Below are 16174 nucleotides of genomic sequence, written 5' to 3'. Positions count from 1 at the left end.
GTCGCGGTAGTCCAGTGGGCAGTGGTTGTGTCGGCCGACGATCCCCAGCCGCTTTCCACTGGACTACCCGCCCCGCCCCGCCCGGCCCTGTGGATGCGCCGGTGCGGGCGTCGGTGCCGGTTGGTAGACAGGGGGCATGACCACTGCCACCGCCGTCCCCGACGACGTACGACGCTCCGCGCGGGAGGCGGCCGAGCGGCACCTCACGGCGCTCGTCGGACGCGACGACGCCGTCCTGCGCGAGGACCAGTGGGCCGCCATCGAGGCGCTCGCGGTCGACCGGCGGCGTGCGCTCGTCGTCCAGCGCACGGGCTGGGGCAAGTCTGCGGTCTACTTCGTGGCCACCAAGCTGCTGCGCGAGGGCGGGGCCGGGCCCACCGTGATCGTCAGCCCGCTGCTCGCGCTCATGCGCAACCAGATCGCCGCCGCCGAGCGCGCCGGCATCCGGGCGGTCACGATCAACTCCACCAACATCGACCAGTGGCAGCCCATCCACGACCAGATCCACGCCGGCGAGGTCGACGTGCTGCTCGTGAGCCCCGAGCGGCTCAACAACCCCGGGTTCCGCGACGAGGTGCTGCCGCGGCTCGCGGCGACCTGCGGCCTGCTCGTGGTCGACGAGGCCCACTGCATCTCCGACTGGGGCCACGACTTCCGCCCCGACTACCGCCGGCTCCGTACGCTCCTCGCCGAGCTGCCGTCCGGCATCCCGGTGCTCGCCACGACGGCGACCGCCAACCAGCGGGTCACCGACGACGTCGCCGAGCAGCTCGGTGTCCATGCGGACGGTGCCGCCGACTCGCAGGTCCTCGTGCAGCGCGGCACCCTCGACCGCGAGTCGCTGCGCCTCGGTGTCGTGCAGCTGAAGACCCCCGAGCAGCGTCTCGCATGGCTGGCCGACCACCTCGCCGAGCAGCCGGGCTCGGGCATCGTCTACTGCCTGACGGTCGCGGCGACCCAGGAGGTCGCGGGCTACCTCCGCGAGCGCGGGCTGGAGGTCGCGGCCTACTCCGGGCAGACCGAGCCCGACGAGCGGCACGCACTCGAGCAGGCCCTCGTCGACGGCCGGGTCAAGGCCCTGATCGCCACGAGCGCGCTCGGCATGGGCTTCGACGCGAGCCTCGGCTTCGTGATCAACCTCGGGGCACCGCAGTCTCCGGTCGCCTACTACCAGCAGGTCGGCCGTGCCGGCCGCGGCACCGACGACGCGACGGTCGTGCTGCTCCCGCAGGTCGAGGACCGCGACATCTGGGCCTACTTCGCCTCCCTCGGCTTCCCGCGCGAGGAGCAGGTGCGCGAGACGCTCGCCGCCCTTGCCGAGACCGACCGGCCGATGTCGACCGCGACCCTCGAGACCCGCGTCGAGCTCGGCCGCAACCGGCTCGAGTCGATGCTCAAGGTGCTCGACGTCGACGGCGCGGTCCAGCGGGTGCAGGGCGGCTGGGTCGCCACGGGTCAGCCCTGGACCTACGACGCCGAGCGCTACGCCCGCGTCGCCGAGGCCCGCGAGCGCGAGCAGCAGGCGATGCTGGGCTACCTGCGGACCACCGAGTGCCGGATGCGCTACCTCCGCGAGCAGCTCGACGACGTCGGTCCTGATGGTCGTGCGACCGATTGCGGACGCTGCGACAACTGCGGCGGCGTGACGCTGTCGTCCGCGGTGAGCGAGGCGGCGGTCGCCGAGGCCGGCCAGCGCCTGTCGCGGCCCGGTGTGGTCCTCGAGCCGCGCCGGATGTGGCCGACCGCCCTGGCCAACCTCGGCCTCGACCTCAAGGGCAAGATCGCCGCCGGCGCCGAGCCGGGCCGCACGGTCGCCCGGCTCACCGACCTGGGCCACGGCCAGGCGCTGCGCGCGCTCTTCCGCGAGGACACCCCCGACGGACCCGTCCCGCCCGGGCTGGCGCAGGCGGTGATGGACGTGATGAAGGACTGGTCGTCGGAGTGGACGTCGCGGCCCGACGCGATCGTCGTCGTCGAGTCGGCCACGAGGCCGACGCTGGTCGGTGACCTCGCCGACGGCCTGTCGCGCGTGATGCAGGTGCCCGTCGTCGGCACCTGGGCGATCCGCGACGCCTCGGTCCCCCCACGGGCGGGGCAGTCCAACTCCGCGCAGCGCGTCGCCGCCGTACGCCGCCGGGGCGGGCTCGACGCCGAGGTCCCGCCGGGCGCGACGGTCCTGCTCGTCGACGACCAGGTGGCGAGCGGCTGGACGCTGACGGTCGCCGCCACGGCGATCCGCGCGGCGGGTGCCAACGCCGTGCTCCCGCTGGCGCTGGCGACCCAGGGCTGACCGACGGCGTCGTCAGGCGATCGCGTCAGGGGGCGGTGGCGACGGCCTGCTCGAAGTAGCTGCGCTCGAGGTCGCCCTTCAGCAGGTCGGGGCGTTCGGCGACCTCGGCTGCGAGGCGCTGGAGCAGGGGCTGGAGCGAGTCGACGTAGAAGCGCGACACGAGGATGGTGCCGCGACCGGTCGTGAGGTCGCCGGAGAGGAGGATCCTCTCGCTGGGCATGACCTTGCCGCCCTCACCCGTGTAGCGCACCTTGACCTCGGTCAGGTCGGCGAAGGCCACCCGCTGGCGCACCTCGCCGCCGCTCACCACCGACACGGCCTCGTCGGAGACGTAGGTGTGGCGGGTGAGGATGCTGCGCACGAGCAGCAGCGGCACCACGACGAGCACGAGCGCCATCACCGCGGCCATCGCCCACGCGCCGAGCGCAGTGCCACCCGACTCGCCCAGCGCCGTGCGGGCCGTGCGCACGACCGGTACGGCGAAGACCAGCGCCGCGATGAGCAGGAACCACACGAAGGTGTGGCGCTGCGGAAGTTCCGTCCCGAGTCCGTCCATGTTTCGCAAGCATAGGGAGGGGGGAGACAGGAGGTGGACCACCCATCGGACGCACCACTCCCTCAGGAGCCACCATGACCATGTCGCGACTCGAGGCCGTGCTGGCCACGATCGACGCGCAGGCCGACGCCGCCCTCGCCAAGCTCGACCAGGCCCAGGAGTTCGCCACCCGCAGCGAGCACCTGGCCGTCGAGGGGAGGTCGGCCGACCGGATCGCCACGGTGACCGTCGACGGCACCGGGCAGGTGCAGGCGATCGTGATCGACGACGACGTACGCCACCTCACCGGGTCGCAGATCGCCGCCGACGTCCTCGACGCGCTGCGCCAGGCGCAGCGCCGGCTGAGCTTCCACGTCGAGCAGCTCGGCACCGAGATCTACGGCGCCGGCTCGCCGTCGGTCGAGGAGTTCTCGCGGGCCTACCGCGACCGCTACGGCTACGAGGAGGACGAGGACAGATGAGCGAGATCTTCATCGACCCGGGCGAGATGCGCGCCCACGCGAGCCGGGTGCTCGCGCTGTCCGGCAGGGCAGGCGACGCCACCGCCGCGGCCAACCAGGTGAGCTTCACCTCCGGCATGTTCGGCAGCATCGGCTCGCTGCTGGTGGGCCCGTTCATGCTGCCGCTGCAGGGCGCGGGCCAGGTGGCCGCCTCGACCATGGAGGGGGCACTCGGTGACTGCGCCGAGACGCTCAAGGGCCTCGCCGACACCTTCACCTTCATCGACGAGACCGTCGGTGAGCACTTCGACGAGATCGGCAGGCGGATCCGATGAGCGCCCTGGTCGCCAGCCCCGGTGACACCGACCGCGGCGCCTTCACCAACTTCGACTCCTTCGCCAACGGCACCAACGGCCTGAAGATGATCGACGGGGCTGCCGACTCGGCCTCGGCGTTCTCCCGCGGCGACTGGATCGAGGGCACGATCAACGGCGTCAGCGCGGCGCTCGACGTCGTCGGGATGATCCTCAACCCGCTCGGCACCGCATGCTCGATGGTCATCAACTGGATCATGGAGCACTGCGGCCCGCTGCAGGACTGGCTCGACGAGCTGCTCGGCGACCCCGGGGTGATCAAGGCCGGCGTGCAGACCTGGAGCAACGTCGGCGACCACATGAGCGGCCTCGGACCCGACTTCCGCTCCCTCGTCGCCACCGACACCGGCGCCTTCTCGGGCCTGAGCATCGATGCCTACCGGACCGCGGCGGACGCCATGGTCCACGTGTTCGACGCGCTGTCCAAGGTGGCGTACGGCGTCTCGGCCGGCGTCGAGGTCGCCGGCGGCCTGCTGGCCGGGGTGCGCGACTTCATCCAGGGCCTGTTCTCCGACCTCGTCGGCAAGGCGATCGGCGCCGTGGCCCAGTCGGCCCTGACCCTGGGCATCGCGGCTCCCGCCGCGCTGACCTCGCTGGCCAACACGGCGCGATCGGTGCTGGAGCGCTGCCGGAAGTTCATGAAGGCGCTCGCCGAGTCCCTCGACGAGATGGCCGCGCTGCTCAAGGACATCTCGCCGGCGCTCGAGGCCACCACTCGGGGCCTGGCGGACGTCCTCAGCAAGGGCACCAACATGCCGACGGACCTCGTCGTCGCGCTCGGCAAGGGCACCACGGGCGCCGACAACGCCTAGTGGACCGAGTCGGCGCCTCCGCACGCTGTGACGTGCGCGGATGCGCCGACTCTGTGTGTGAGGGTCAGTGACCCATCATCGCCGTCGGGTCGACCGGTGCGACCTTCGTGCGCGGGAGGAACGCGGCCGGGATGAGGCAGCACGCGACGAGGACGGTCGCGACGATGAAGACGGTCGCGAACGCGTCGGCCATGTCGCTGGTGACCAGCTGCTCGAGGTTGCCGAGCTGCTCGGGGGAGATGCCGAAGCGGTCGAGGATCGCGGCCACCTGGGTCTGGTCGTCGCCTGCCTCCGCCAGCTTCGTGCCTGCTGCGACGAAGCGCGAGTCCTTCAGCTCGTTGGTGAGGATCACCGAGAACAGCGCCGTGCCGATCGAGGCGGCCACCTGCTGGGTGATGTTGAGCAGGGTGGAGCCGCGGGCCACGTTGTGCGCGGTCAGCGTGGCCAGCGCGGCCGTCATGATCGGCATCATCGTCGCGCCCATGCCGAGGCCCATGATGAACAGGGCGCCGAGGATGTAGGTGTAGGACGTGTCCGCGCCGATCAGGGTGAACATCGCCATGCCGACCGTGATCACCGTGATGCCGGTGAGGACGATCTTGCCGGGGCCGATCCGGTCGGCGAGGATGCCGGCGACCGGCATGGTGAGCATCGCGCCGACGCCCTGCGGGGCCAGCAGCCAGCCGGTGAACAGGGTGCCCTCGCCGCGGACCTGGATGAAGTAGAGCGGGAAGAGCAGCGAGGCGCCGAAGAAGGCGATCGCGAAGAGGGTCATCGCGATGATCGCGACCGTCATGTTCTTGTTCTTGAACAGACGCAGCTCCACGAGCGGGTGGATGTTGCGCCGGGCCAGGGCCCACGGCACGAACGCGACGATCAGCGCGAGGCCGACGACCATCGGCACCAGCACGCGGGCGGCCAGGGCCGTGCCCTCCTCGGGGATGGAGCTCACGCCGTAGAGGAACGCGGCGAGGCCGGGCGACAGCAGCACCATGCCCAGCCAGTCGAACGTCTCCGACGGCTCGACGTGGTCCCGGGGCAGCACGATCAAGGCGTAGACGATCGCGGCGATGCCGATCGGCAGGTTGATGAGGAAGATCCACTGCCACGAGGCGCTCTCGATCAGCGCGCCGCCGATGATCGGGCCGAAGATCGGGCCCAGCAGCATCGGGATGCCGAGCACGGCCATCACCCGGCCGACCCGCTCGGGGCCGGCGGCGCGGGTCAGGATGGTCATCCCGAGCGGCATCAGCATGCCGCCGCCGAGGCCCTGGAGGACGCGGAAGAGCACCAGCATCTCCAGCGACGTCGCCGCCGCGCAGAGCACCGATCCGATGGTGAACAGCAGGACCGCGAGGAGGTAGAGGCGCTTGGTGCCGAAGCGGTCGGCCGCCCAGCCCGTCAGCGGGATGACGCTGGCCAGGGCGAGCGTGTAGCCGGTCATCGTCCACGCGACCTCGGCCGCGGTGGCGTCGAACTCCTCCTGGAAGGTGTTGAGCGCGACGGAGACGACGGTGATGTCGAGGATGGACATGATGGCGCCGAGGACGACCACGCCGGCCACCATCAGGACGCCCTTGTCGAGCTTGTCGGAGTGCTCCGGCGCGAGGCCGCCGGGTGGGGTCTGGGTGTCGGTCACCCGCCCACGGTATGGGTGGCGTAGGACAACGACGTAATTGTTTTCGCGGTGGTCTGCATCACCCTCACGGGTGGGCGGCGGGAGTGCCGTCGAGATCCTCGATCCGGGCCAGCGACGGCCCGCGCACGGCCTGGAGGTCGCGCGCCACCGTCTCCACCTCACGCATCACCCGCAGGGTGTTGCGGCAGGTGAGCCGGGCGAGGTCGCCGGAGGACCAGCCGCGCTCCGCCAGCGCGGCGAGCAGCGCCGGGTAGGTCGAGACGTCCTCGAGCCCGGCCGGCAGGGTCTCGACGCCGTCGTAGTCGCCGCCGAGCCCGACGTGGTCGATGCCCGCGACCTCGCGTACGTGCTCGACGTGCGCCACCACGTCGGCCAGCGTCGCCGTCGGCTGGGGGCGCTCGAGCACCCAGGCGCGCTCGAACGCCGCGAACCGTGGCCCGTCGGCCTCGGAGACTCCCCCCTCCGCCGCGGCCGCGACCAGCTCGCGGTGCGCCTCGGCGCAGGCGGCGTTCACGAACTTCGGCACGAAGGTCACCATGCACACGCCTCCGCCGCGGGCCATCGCCTCGAGCACGTCGTCGGGAGCGTTGCGGGGACTGTCGGTGACCGCCCGCGCGGAGCTGTGGCTGAAGACCACCGGCGCCTCGCTGACCTCGAGCGCCGCGCGCATCGTGTCGGCGGAGACGTGGGAGAGGTCGACCATCATGCCGAGGCGGTTCATCTCCCGCACGACCTCGCGACCGAAGGCCGTCAGCCCGCCGGCGACCGGGGCGTCGGTCGCGGAGTCGGCCCACGGGGTGTTCGCGTTGTGGGTCAGGGTCAGGTAGCGCACGCCCAGCTCGTGCAGCTGGCGCAGCGTGCCCAGCGAGCATCCGATCGAGTGCCCGCCCTCCGCCCCCACCAGCGAGGCCATCCGGTCGGTGGCCCAGGCGTCCTCGACCTCGTCGGCGGTGGTCGCCCACGCCAGCTGGTCGGCGTACCGGCTCGTCAGCATCCGGGCCGCGTCGACCTGCTCGAGCGTGGCGCTCACGGCCGCGTCGCCGGTCAGCAGCGTCGGGACGTAGACCGACCAGAACTGGGCACCCATCCCGCCGGCCCGCATGCGGGGCAGGTCGGTGTGGGTCGGCGTGCCGCCGGTGCCGACGTCGAGGCGGGAGAAGTCGTACGCCGCCTCGACGCGCGCGGTCCAGAGCAGGTCGTTGTGGCCGTCGATCACGGGGTGGGCGGCCAGCAGGCCGGTGAGGTCCATGCCTCCCGACGCTAGCAACCGGGAACTCCCTGTCGGTGCGAGGCGTTAGCGTCCTGTCGTCCGCTGTCGAGCGGGCCAGAGAGGTTGTGCATGAGCTTCGTCCCGGTCACCGGTCCCGCCAGGCTGCTGGCGGGTGAGCGGCCCCGGGACGGCTCCGTCGAGTTCACCGACGACCGGCGCACGATCGTGCTGCCGATCCGCGGCGCCCTGCCGGTGCTCGGCAAGGTCCGCGGCCAGCCCGACGCCCATCCGTCGGTCGCCCTGCTGGCCGGCGCCGCCCTCCTGGGCCTCCAGCTCGTGGCCTCGGGGCGGTTCGCCCCCGACCCCGAGGGCCGGCACTGGCAGGTCGCCGGCCTCGACGCCGACGACGAGCGCCGCATCGGCGAGCTGGCGCGCTCGCGTGCGTGGGACGGCTTCGACGAGGCGACCGCGGAGGGGACGGTGCGGGCGGTGCTCGACGCGGTCGTCGACACGATGCCGCGCACGGCCCCGGGCCGCTCCCGCCACCGGGGCCCGGCCGTCCCGGCCCGCCCGCCGGAGACCCGCAGCCCGGACGCCTTCAGCGACGAGCTCCAGCAGCGCATCGCCCGGATCCGGGCCCGCGGTCGCGACGACCGGCCGCACCTGGTGTCGATCTCGTTCCGGATCGAGGCCGACGAGGAGGAGCTGGTCGCCGGCGCCGTACGCCTCGTGCTCCAGGTCCACGCCGTCGACAACGCCGCGCACGTCGCCGACGCCTCCGAGCTGTGGGCCGACCCCGGCCCGGACGCGGCCCACGGGTTCGGCGAGCGGGCCCGCACCCACGCGGCGATCGCCCTGCGCTCGGCGGCCGACGCGTGGCCGGTGCTCGACCGGCTGCTCGACCTGCGGGTGCCCGACGAGATCGTCCTCGACTCCGACGAGATCCTCTCCCTCCTCGACGGCGGAGCTGCCGCGCTGACCGAGGCGGGCCACCCGGTCATGTGGCCGAAGTACCTCGACCGCGAGGTCACCCAGCGCGTCGAGCTCGGCCACCAGAGGTCGACCGCCACGCGCGAGGAGGCGCTCCAGGACGGCCTGTTCGGTCCGCAGGCGCTGTTCGGCTTCGAGTGGCAGCTCTCGCTGCACGGAGAGGAGCTCACCGACGACGAGATGGACGAGCTGGCCCACACCACCAGCCCGATCATCAAGCTGCGCGACAACTGGGTGGCGGTCGACTCGGCAGTCATCAAGCGGGCGCGCAAGCGGCTCATCCGCACCGTGACGCCGGTGCAGGCCCTCGCCGCGACCCTCACCGGGGTCGTGGACATCGAGGACGCGCCCTACGAGGCCGTGGTCGGGGCGAGCCTGCTCAAGGTCCGCGACCGGGTGCGCGACGCCGTCACCGGCGACCTGGTCGACGTGCCACCGGCCCTGCAGGCCGACCTCCGCGACTACCAGCGCCGCGGGCTGACCTGGCTGGCCGAGCTGACCTCGCTCGGGCTCGGCGCCTGCCTCGCCGACGACATGGGCCTGGGCAAGACGATCACCGTGATCGCGCTGCACCTGCACCGCGCCGGTCTCGATACACCCCGCTCGTCTATCGGTGGTCGAGTAGGCGGCGACGAAGGAGCCGGCGTATCGAGACTCGCGGGGCACTCGACCACCGAGTCACAGGGCGGGCCGACGCTGGTGGTCTGCCCGGCGTCGCTGCTCGGCAACTGGGAGGCCGAGATCCGTCGCTTCGCGCCGGGAGTCGACGTACGCCGCCACCACGGCAGCGCGCGCGACCTCGACGGCGTCACGAGCGGCTTCGTCCTGACCACCTACGGCACGATGCGCAACGACGCCGCCCTGCTCGCCGAGGTGCGGTGGGACCTCGTGGTCGCAGACGAGGCCCAGCACGTCAAGAACTCCCGCTCCAGCGCGGCCCGCGCGCTGCGCACCATCCCGAGCACCGCCCGCGTCGCCCTCACCGGCACCCCCGTCGAGAACGACCTCACCGAGCTGTGGTCGATCCTCGACTGGGCGATCCCCGGCCTGCTCGGCAGCCGCAACGCCTTCCGCAAGGTGTGGGCAGGTCCGATCGAGTCCGGGCTCGAGCCGACGAAGGCACGGCAGTTCGCCGACCTGATCGGGCCGTTCCTGCTGCGCCGGCGCAAGTCCGACCCCGGCGTCGCACCCGAGCTGCCGCCCAAGACCGAGACCGACCACGTCCTCGGCCTGACCCGCGAGCAGGTCGTCCTCTACGAGACGCTCGTGCGTGACTCGATGCGCCGCATCGAGGAGGCCGACGAGGAGACCCGTCGCGGGCTGGTGCTCAAGCTCCTCACCGGGCTGAAGCAGATCTGCAACCACCCCGCCCACTTCCTGCGCCAGCCCAACCCCCGGCTCCGCGGCCGCTCGGAGAAGCTCGAGCTCCTCGACGAGCTGGTCGGCACCGTGATGGCCGAGGACGGCGCGGTCCTCGTCTTCACCCAGTACGTCGCGATGGCCGACCTGCTCGTGCGGCACCTCGCCACCGCCGGCGTGCCGCACCAGCTCCTGCACGGCGGCACGCCGGTGCGCGGTCGCGACGCGATGGTGGCGCGCTTCCAGGCCGGCGAGGTGCCTGTCTTCCTGCTCTCGCTCAAGGCCGGCGGCACCGGGCTCAACCTGACGCGCGCCGACCACGTCATCCACTTCGACCGCTGGTGGAACCCCGCCGTCGAGGACCAGGCCACCGACCGGGCCTACCGGATCGGGCAGACCCGCCCCGTCCAGGTCCACCGCTTCGTCACCCAGGGCACCATCGAGGAGAAGATCGCCGAGCTGCTCACCCGCAAGCGCTCCCTCGCCGACTCGGTCCTCGCCCGCGGCGAGACCGCGCTGACCGAGCTCTCCGACGACGAGCTGCGCGACCTCGTCGAGCTCCGCCGATGAGCGGTCCCACGAGCGCCGCCGTCACCCACCCCCGCTTGCCGGCCCGCCGCGGGGGCGGCGCCGGGACGTGGTGGAGCAAGGCCGTGGTCCGGGCGGTGGAGGAGGCGGCCTTCAGCGTCCAGGACCTGCGCCGGGCCCGTACGCTCGCCCGCGCGGGCGCGGTGGGCGCCATCACCGTCTCCGACGGCGGAGCCGTGGCGGCGGTGGCCGACGGGGACGACGCGTTCACCGTGGAGGTCACCGTCCCGGTGCTCGACGAGGGTGACGCGGCGGCGTTCGCCGAGCTGGTGGCGGCCGAGTCCGGGCGGATCGGCGCCCTCCTCGCCGGGCAGCTCCCGCACGCGTTCGTGGAGGCGATCGAGGAGGCGGGCGTCGAGCTGTTGCCCTACGGCGGCGAGCTGGGCTCGGCGTGCACGTGCGACGGCTGGCTGGACCCGTGCCCCCACGCGCTGGCGGTGCTCACGCAGCTGGCGTGGCTGATCCAGGCCGATCCGTTCGTGCTGACCCACCTGCGCGGCCTCTCGCGCGACCGGGTGCTGCGCGACCTGCACCGGCTCGCGCAGCCCTCCGACGCCGCGCTGGCCGGTGAGTCTCCAGGAGACTCACGGTCGGGGGAGGCGCTGGACGACCTGGTCGTGGCCGAGGACGCCGCCGTACGAGCCGCCCGGCTGCTGCACCGCGAGGACCCGTTCGACTCCTGGTGAGCGCTGGGCCGCGGCTGCCCTCCCCGCGGGGGCCGTACGGGGTGGCGGCGGGTTGCGGGTCGGTGGGTATGGGTGTGCGATGTGCCGCCACCCACGCCGGGGGCCGTACGGGGGTGGCGGCGGGTTGCGGGTCGGTGGGGTGTGGGCGTGCGATGTGCCGCCACCCACGCCGGGGGCCGTACGGGGTCAGCGGGCCTCGGTGGTGGTGACGGGGCGCGCGCCGAGCTCCTCGTCGAGCCGGAGCAGGCCGGGTCCGTCGTCGTCGATCATCTTGAGGCGGCCGACGATCTCCTTGACCGTCGCCTCCTCCTCGACCTGCTCCTCGAGGAACCAGTTGAGCAGCGGTCGCGAGTCGAGGTCGCCCTCGGACTCGGCGAGGCGGTAGAGGTCGCGGATGGAGGCCGACACCTTCTCCTCGTGGGCCAGCGCCGCCTCGAAGGCGTCGAGGACGGAGCCGACGGTCGGGCTGGGCGCGGACGTGGCGCCGATGCGCGGGTGGTTGTCGCGGTCGGCGACGTGGTCGATGAGCTTGTTGGCGTGGACGATCTCCTCGTCCGCCTGGTGCCGCAGCCATGCGGCCATGCCGGTGAGGTCCATGATCTCGAGCTCGATGGCGAGCTGGCGGTAGACCAACGACGCCTGGAGCTCGAGCGTGATCTGGGCGTTGAAGGCGTTCTCGAGGGTCTCGCTCAGCTGCATGGGCTCACCCTATCGGGGGGACGAGCGCCGGCCGCGGGGTCTGGTCAGGCGAGACCGAGCGCGCCGTGGGCCATGTCGCGCAGCACGTCGTGCATCTGCGGGTCGGGCAGCCGGCCGCTGTGCGGGGTGGAGTTGAGCAGCCCGAAGAGCACGTGGGCCCGGGTGCGCGACGCCTCGGGACTCAGGCCGGGCTCGAGGCGGCGTACCTGCGTGGCCCAGATGTCGACGTAGGCGCGCTGGAGCGCGCGGACCCGCTCGCGGGCCTCGTCGGGCAGGTTGCTCCAGTCGCGGTCCTGGACGACGATCAGCGCGCGGTGCTCGAGGGCGAACTCGATGTGCCACTCGACGAGCGCCTCGAGCGCCTCGCGGGGTCCGGCGGCGCCGGCGACGCGCGCCCGTCCCTCGGCGAGCAGGGTCTCGCTGATGGTCACCAGCATCTCGGCGAGCATCGCGTCCTTGGACTCGAAGTGCTTGTAGAGCGCGGGACCGGAGATCCCGCAGGCCGCGCCGAGCTCGGCGACCGAGACGCCGTGGAACCCGCGGGTGGCGAAGAGCTCGGCCGCGATGTCCAGGATCTGCTGGCGGCGAGGGGTCACGACGTCGAGGTTAGTGCCTGCTAACCCGTCGCGCGGTGCGCGCGGTGCCGGGAGCGCCATCCTGCGCTCCGGCACCTCCCAGACTGCCAGCGGAATCACACGCGTCTCCCCATCGCTCCCCGTGCTGCCAGTGGGCCGCACCCCCGCAGCGGCCCACTGATCCCCACGATCAGCGCACCCTTCGTGCACGACAAATAGTACGCGCGACACCCCGAGGAATGAGTGGTGCCAGCACCACTGTGGTGTAAAGAAACGTCGACCGCGCGCCCCAGGGCATCGGAATCAGGTGTGTGGGCGGTCCGACAGGGGCGCGACGCAGTGGTGCCTGCTCTACCGACGGGTGGCGGGGGGCGTGACTACAGTGCGCCCATGTCGCAGATCCGGGTGGTCCTCGCCGAGGACGGAGACCTGCTCCGGGCGGGGGTGCTCGCGCTGCTCGACCCCTACGAGGACATCGACGTCGTCGCCACCGCCACGAGCCTCCCCGAGCTGCTCGCGGCGGTGGAGGAGCACCGGCCCGACGTGCTCCTCACCGACATCCGGATGCCGCCGGACTTCACCGACGAGGGCGTCCGCGCGGCGGGCGAGCTGCGGCGTACGCATCCCGACGTGGGCGTGGTGGCGCTGACGCAGTACGCCGACGTGGAGTACGCCCTCGACCTCGTCCGCGAGGGCAGCGACGGCCGTGGCTACCTCCTCAAGGAGCGCGTCGCCGACGTCGACGAGCTCGTGGCGGCCCTCCACACCGTCGCGGCGGGCGGATCGGTGATCGACCAGATCGTCGTCGACGCCCTCGTGGAGACCGGCACGCGGCGCCACGACTCGCTGCTCGACCGGCTCACCCCGCGCGAGCTCGAGGTGCTCTCGATGGTCGCTCGCGGGATGACCAACGCGGCGATCGCCGCGGAGCTGGTGATCACCGACCGGGCCGTGGAGAAGCACATCAACTCGATCCTGACCAAGCTCGACCTGCCCGCGGACGCCCCGGTCCACCGCCGGGTGGCGGCGACGCTGGTCTTCCTCAGCGAGGCCGGTGTCGGCGGCGGGGTCGCGCCCCGCCGATGAAGGGGCTCCTGTCGGGCTGGGACAGCCTCGACCCGGCGCTGCGGTGGTTGCTGCGCATCAACCTGATCGCGCTCACCAGCGCCACCCTCCTGCTCGGGGCGGCGTACCTGCTCGGCTTCCGGCACACCGCGGTGGAGATCGACCTCGGCGTGATGGTCGTGTCGATCGTGCTGATGCTCGTCACGCCCCCGCTGTGCCGCCGCTACGGTGCGCCGGCCGCGATCGTCGGTCTGACGCTCTCCGCGCTCCTCTTCGCCGTCGGCGGCACGTGGGCGACACCCAACCTGAGCCCGCTGACGGCGCTGGTGACCCTGGTCCCGCTGCTGGTGGGCTTCCCCTACCTCGGGCGTCGCTGGATCCAGGCGCTCAGCGTGGTGGCGGTCGTCGGCAGCGCGGCGGTCGCGGCCCTGGCCGAGTGGCGGCGCGTGGAGGGGGTCAACGAGCTGTGGTGGGTCAACGCCGTCGTGATCGCGGCGTCGCTGCCGGCCGGCGTCGCGGTGGTGGTGTTCCTCGTGCGCGACGCCTACACGCGCCTGCAGGACCAGTCGGCCCAGCTCGTGGAGTCCCGTACGCGGATCGTGGAGGTGGCCGACGCGGCCCGCCGCAGCCTGGAGCGCGACCTGCACGACGGCGCCCAGCAGCGCCTGCTCGCGATGAGCGTGACCATCGAGCGCGCCCGCAAGGAGCTCCTGGCCGGCCGGCACGAGGGCGCCACCGCGCTCCTGGGGCAGCTGGCGGCCGACAACCGCGAGGTCGTCACCGAGCTGCGCGAGCTGGCCCGCGGCATCTACCCGCCGCTGCTGAGCGAGCGCGGCCTCGTGGCGGCGCTGCAGTCGACCGCGCGCCGCTCGACGGTGCCGGTCACGCTCGACGTCGCCGACGTCGAGCGCACCGGCCGCCAGGTCGAGGCCGCGGCGTACTTCTGCATCCTCGAGGCCCTGACCAACGCCGCGAAGCACGCGGACGCCACCGAGGTGCTGGTGACCGTGCGCGGTCGCCCGCACCTGTCCTTCAGCGTCTCCGACGACGGGCGCGGGTTCGACCGCGACCGGGTGGTCGCCGGTGGACTGCTCGGCATGGAGGCGCGCGTCGCGGCCGCCGGCGGCCGGCTCACGCTGGAGACCGCTCCCGGCCGGGGCACCGCGCTGCGCGGCGAGTTCCCGGCGGACCGACCGGCGTGATGGACAGCGCAGGTTAACGATCGCTAACCTGTGCCGGTGTCCGAGCCACTGACTGCCCCACCCACCATGCGCGAGCTCGTCGACGACCTGCGCTCCCGGCTCGCCCGCGTGCGCCGGGGCGGGTCGGACGCCGCCCGGAGCAAGCACACCGACCGCGGCAAGCTGCTGGTCCGCGACCGCGTCGACCGGCTGCTCGACCCGGGTAGCCCCTTCCTGGAGCTGGCTCCGCTGGCTGCGTTCGGGATGTACGGCAAGGACGGCGACGAGTACGCCGTCCCGTCCGCCGGCGTCGTCGGCGGGATCGGCCGCGTGTCCGGGCGCGAGTGCGTGGTCGTGGCCAACGACGCGACCGTCAAGGGCGGCACCTACTACCCGATGACGGTCAAGAAGCACCTGCGCGCGCAGACCATCGCCGCGGAGAACCACCTGCCGTGCATCTACCTCGTCGACTCCGGCGGGGCCTTCCTGCCGATGCAGGACGAGGTGTTCCCCGACCGCGAGCACTTCGGCCGCATCTTCTTCAACCAGGCGAACCTGTCGGCGAAGGGGATCCCGCAGATCGCCAGCGTGATGGGCTCGTGCACCGCCGGCGGGGCGTACGTCCCGGCGATGTCGGACGAGACGGTGATCGTGCGCAACCAGGGCACGATCTTCCTCGGCGGCCCGCCGCTGGTGAAGGCCGCGACCGGTGAGGTGGTCTCGGCCGAGGACCTCGGCGGCGGCGACGTGCACGCCCGTACGTCCGGGGTGGTCGACCACCTCGCCGAGGACGACGCCCACGCGCTCGCCATCGTGCGCTCGATCGTCGACACCCTGCCCGCGGCCACCCCGGTGCGCACGCCGGTCGCCGACGTCGAGGAGCCGCACGAGCCGCCGGAGTCGCTCTACGACGTGGTCCCGACCGACACCCGTACGCCCTACGACGTGCGCGAGGTGATCCGCCGCGTGGTCGACGGCAGCCGGTTCCACGAGTTCAAGAAGCTCTACGGCGACACCCTGGTCTGCGGCTTCGCCCGGATCCACGGCCACGAGGTCGGCATCGTCGCCAACAACGGCATCCTGTTCAGCGAGTCGGCGCTCAAGGGCGCGCACTTCATCGAGCTGTGCAACCAGCGCAGGATCCCGCTGGTGTTCCTGCAGAACATCACCGGCTTCATGGTCGGTCGCGAGTACGAGAACAAGGGCATCGCCCGCGACGGCGCCAAGCTCGTCACCGCGGTCGCGTGCAGCGTCGTGCCGAAGTTCACCGTCGTCATCGGAGGCTCGTTCGGCGCCGGCAACTACGGCATGTGCGGGCGGGCCTACGACCCGCGCTTCCTCTGGATGTGGCCCAACGCCCGGATCTCGGTGATGGGCGGCGAGCAGGCGGCGTCCGTGCTGGCCACCGTCCGCACCGACCTCGAGGACGAGGAGGCGGTCGAGGCGTTCAAGGCGCCGATCCGCGAGCAGTACGAGACCCAGGGCTCGCCCTACTACGCCAGCGCGCGGCTGTGGGACGACGGGATCATCGACCCCGCCGACACCCGCCGCGTGCTCGGCATGGCGCTCGCCGCCACGGCGTACACCCCGATCCCCGAACCCCGCTACGGGATCTTCCGCATGTGACCGCCTTGGTCTCGACACGCTCGTTCCTCGCTGCTCAACCAGCGGCGGCGCCAGGCCCGTGTCGAGACCGAGCCAGCGAAGCTG

The 16174-nt window shown here is 72.5% G+C and carries 14 protein-coding genes; 9 read left to right on the top strand and 5 right to left on the bottom strand.

All coding sequences use genetic code 11. From position 1 onward, the window contains the following. Positions 1-136: 136 nt before the first annotated feature. Entirely contained in the window at positions 137-2290 is a 2154-nt protein-coding gene (locus AC57BS_RS22920) for a RecQ family ATP-dependent DNA helicase (protein ID WP_496413756.1), read from the top strand. A 25-nt stretch (positions 2291-2315) separates the two neighbouring features. Here the strand turns inward: AC57BS_RS22920 and AC57BS_RS22915 are convergent, their stop codons facing one another. Then, the gene (locus AC57BS_RS22915; protein WP_496413755.1) at positions 2316-2846 is read right to left on the bottom strand and encodes a hypothetical protein; all 531 of its coding nucleotides are present in this window, start codon (positions 2844-2846) and stop codon (positions 2316-2318) included. 74 nt (positions 2847-2920) lie between these two features. Between AC57BS_RS22915 and AC57BS_RS22910 the strand changes: the two genes are divergently transcribed. From AC57BS_RS22910 to AC57BS_RS22900, 3 genes are read left to right on the top strand one after another with little or no spacing between them, the layout of a single operon-like run. Further along, positions 2921-3307: a YbaB/EbfC family nucleoid-associated protein gene (locus tag AC57BS_RS22910; protein WP_496413754.1), complete on the top strand. Its 387-nt coding sequence runs from the start codon at positions 2921-2923 to the stop codon at positions 3305-3307. Further along, a complete protein-coding gene (locus AC57BS_RS22905; RefSeq protein WP_496413753.1) occupies positions 3304-3621 on the top strand; it encodes a hypothetical protein in 318 nt (105 codons plus the stop codon). Before AC57BS_RS22910 ends, AC57BS_RS22905 begins: the two co-directional genes overlap by 4 nt. Beyond that, a complete protein-coding gene (locus tag AC57BS_RS22900; RefSeq protein ID WP_496413752.1) occupies positions 3618-4472 on the top strand; it encodes a hypothetical protein in 855 nt (284 codons plus the stop codon). The genes AC57BS_RS22905 and AC57BS_RS22900 overlap by 4 nt, the downstream gene beginning before the upstream one ends. Before the next feature lie 64 nt (positions 4473-4536). On the opposite strand, the gene AC57BS_RS22895 is transcribed toward AC57BS_RS22900, so the two are convergent. Further along, positions 4537-6111 carry a DHA2 family efflux MFS transporter permease subunit gene (locus AC57BS_RS22895; RefSeq protein WP_496413751.1) on the bottom strand — a complete coding sequence of 525 codons (1575 nt, stop codon included), beginning with the start codon at positions 6109-6111 and terminating at the stop codon, positions 4537-4539. A 64-nt stretch (positions 6112-6175) separates the two neighbouring features. Then, entirely contained in the window at positions 6176-7360 is a 1185-nt protein-coding gene (locus tag AC57BS_RS22890) for a dipeptidase (protein WP_496413750.1), read from the bottom strand. A gap of 90 nt (positions 7361-7450) precedes the next feature. Between AC57BS_RS22890 and AC57BS_RS22885 the strand changes: the two genes are divergently transcribed. Both AC57BS_RS22885 and AC57BS_RS22880 read left to right on the top strand, forming a co-directional pair. Beyond that, a complete protein-coding gene (locus AC57BS_RS22885; protein ID WP_496413749.1) occupies positions 7451-10240 on the top strand; it encodes a DEAD/DEAH box helicase in 2790 nt (929 codons plus the stop codon). After that, positions 10237-10944, top strand: coding sequence for an SWIM zinc finger family protein (locus AC57BS_RS22880; RefSeq protein WP_496413748.1), 708 nt, complete (start codon positions 10237-10239; stop codon positions 10942-10944). Before AC57BS_RS22885 ends, AC57BS_RS22880 begins: the two co-directional genes overlap by 4 nt. A 186-nt stretch (positions 10945-11130) precedes the next feature. On the opposite strand, the gene AC57BS_RS22875 is transcribed toward AC57BS_RS22880, so the two are convergent. Together AC57BS_RS22875 and AC57BS_RS22870 are read right to left on the bottom strand one after the other, a co-directional pair. Then, positions 11131-11643, bottom strand: a complete 513-nt coding sequence (locus AC57BS_RS22875; protein ID WP_496413747.1) for a ferritin — start codon at positions 11641-11643, stop codon at positions 11131-11133. 44 nt (positions 11644-11687) lie between these two features. After that, positions 11688-12239, bottom strand: a complete 552-nt coding sequence (locus AC57BS_RS22870) for an SACE_7040 family transcriptional regulator (RefSeq protein ID WP_496413746.1) — start codon at positions 12237-12239, stop codon at positions 11688-11690. Between the two features lie 369 nt (positions 12240-12608). On the opposite strand from AC57BS_RS22870, the gene AC57BS_RS22865 reads away from it, so the two are divergent. From AC57BS_RS22865 to AC57BS_RS22855, 3 genes are all read left to right on the top strand, one after another. After that, positions 12609-13304, top strand: a complete 696-nt coding sequence (locus AC57BS_RS22865) for a response regulator transcription factor (RefSeq protein WP_496413745.1) — start codon at positions 12609-12611, stop codon at positions 13302-13304. After that, complete coding sequence (locus AC57BS_RS22860; RefSeq protein ID WP_496413744.1) at positions 13301-14485, top strand: sensor histidine kinase; 1185 nt, start codon at positions 13301-13303, stop codon at positions 14483-14485. The genes AC57BS_RS22865 and AC57BS_RS22860 overlap by 4 nt, the downstream gene beginning before the upstream one ends. A 66-nt stretch (positions 14486-14551) precedes the next feature. Beyond that, positions 14552-16090 (top strand): carboxyl transferase domain-containing protein, encoded by a 1539-nt coding sequence (locus AC57BS_RS22855; RefSeq protein WP_496414221.1) that lies wholly within the window; start codon positions 14552-14554, stop codon positions 16088-16090. The last annotated feature ends 84 nt before the right edge of the window (positions 16091-16174 follow it).

The sequence above is a fragment of the Nocardioides sp. BGA-UO-ETr-FS32 genome, assembly GCF_059567905.1.
The sequence above is the reverse complement of the archived record's forward strand: the minus strand, read 5'-3'. Positions and strand labels throughout refer to the sequence as shown.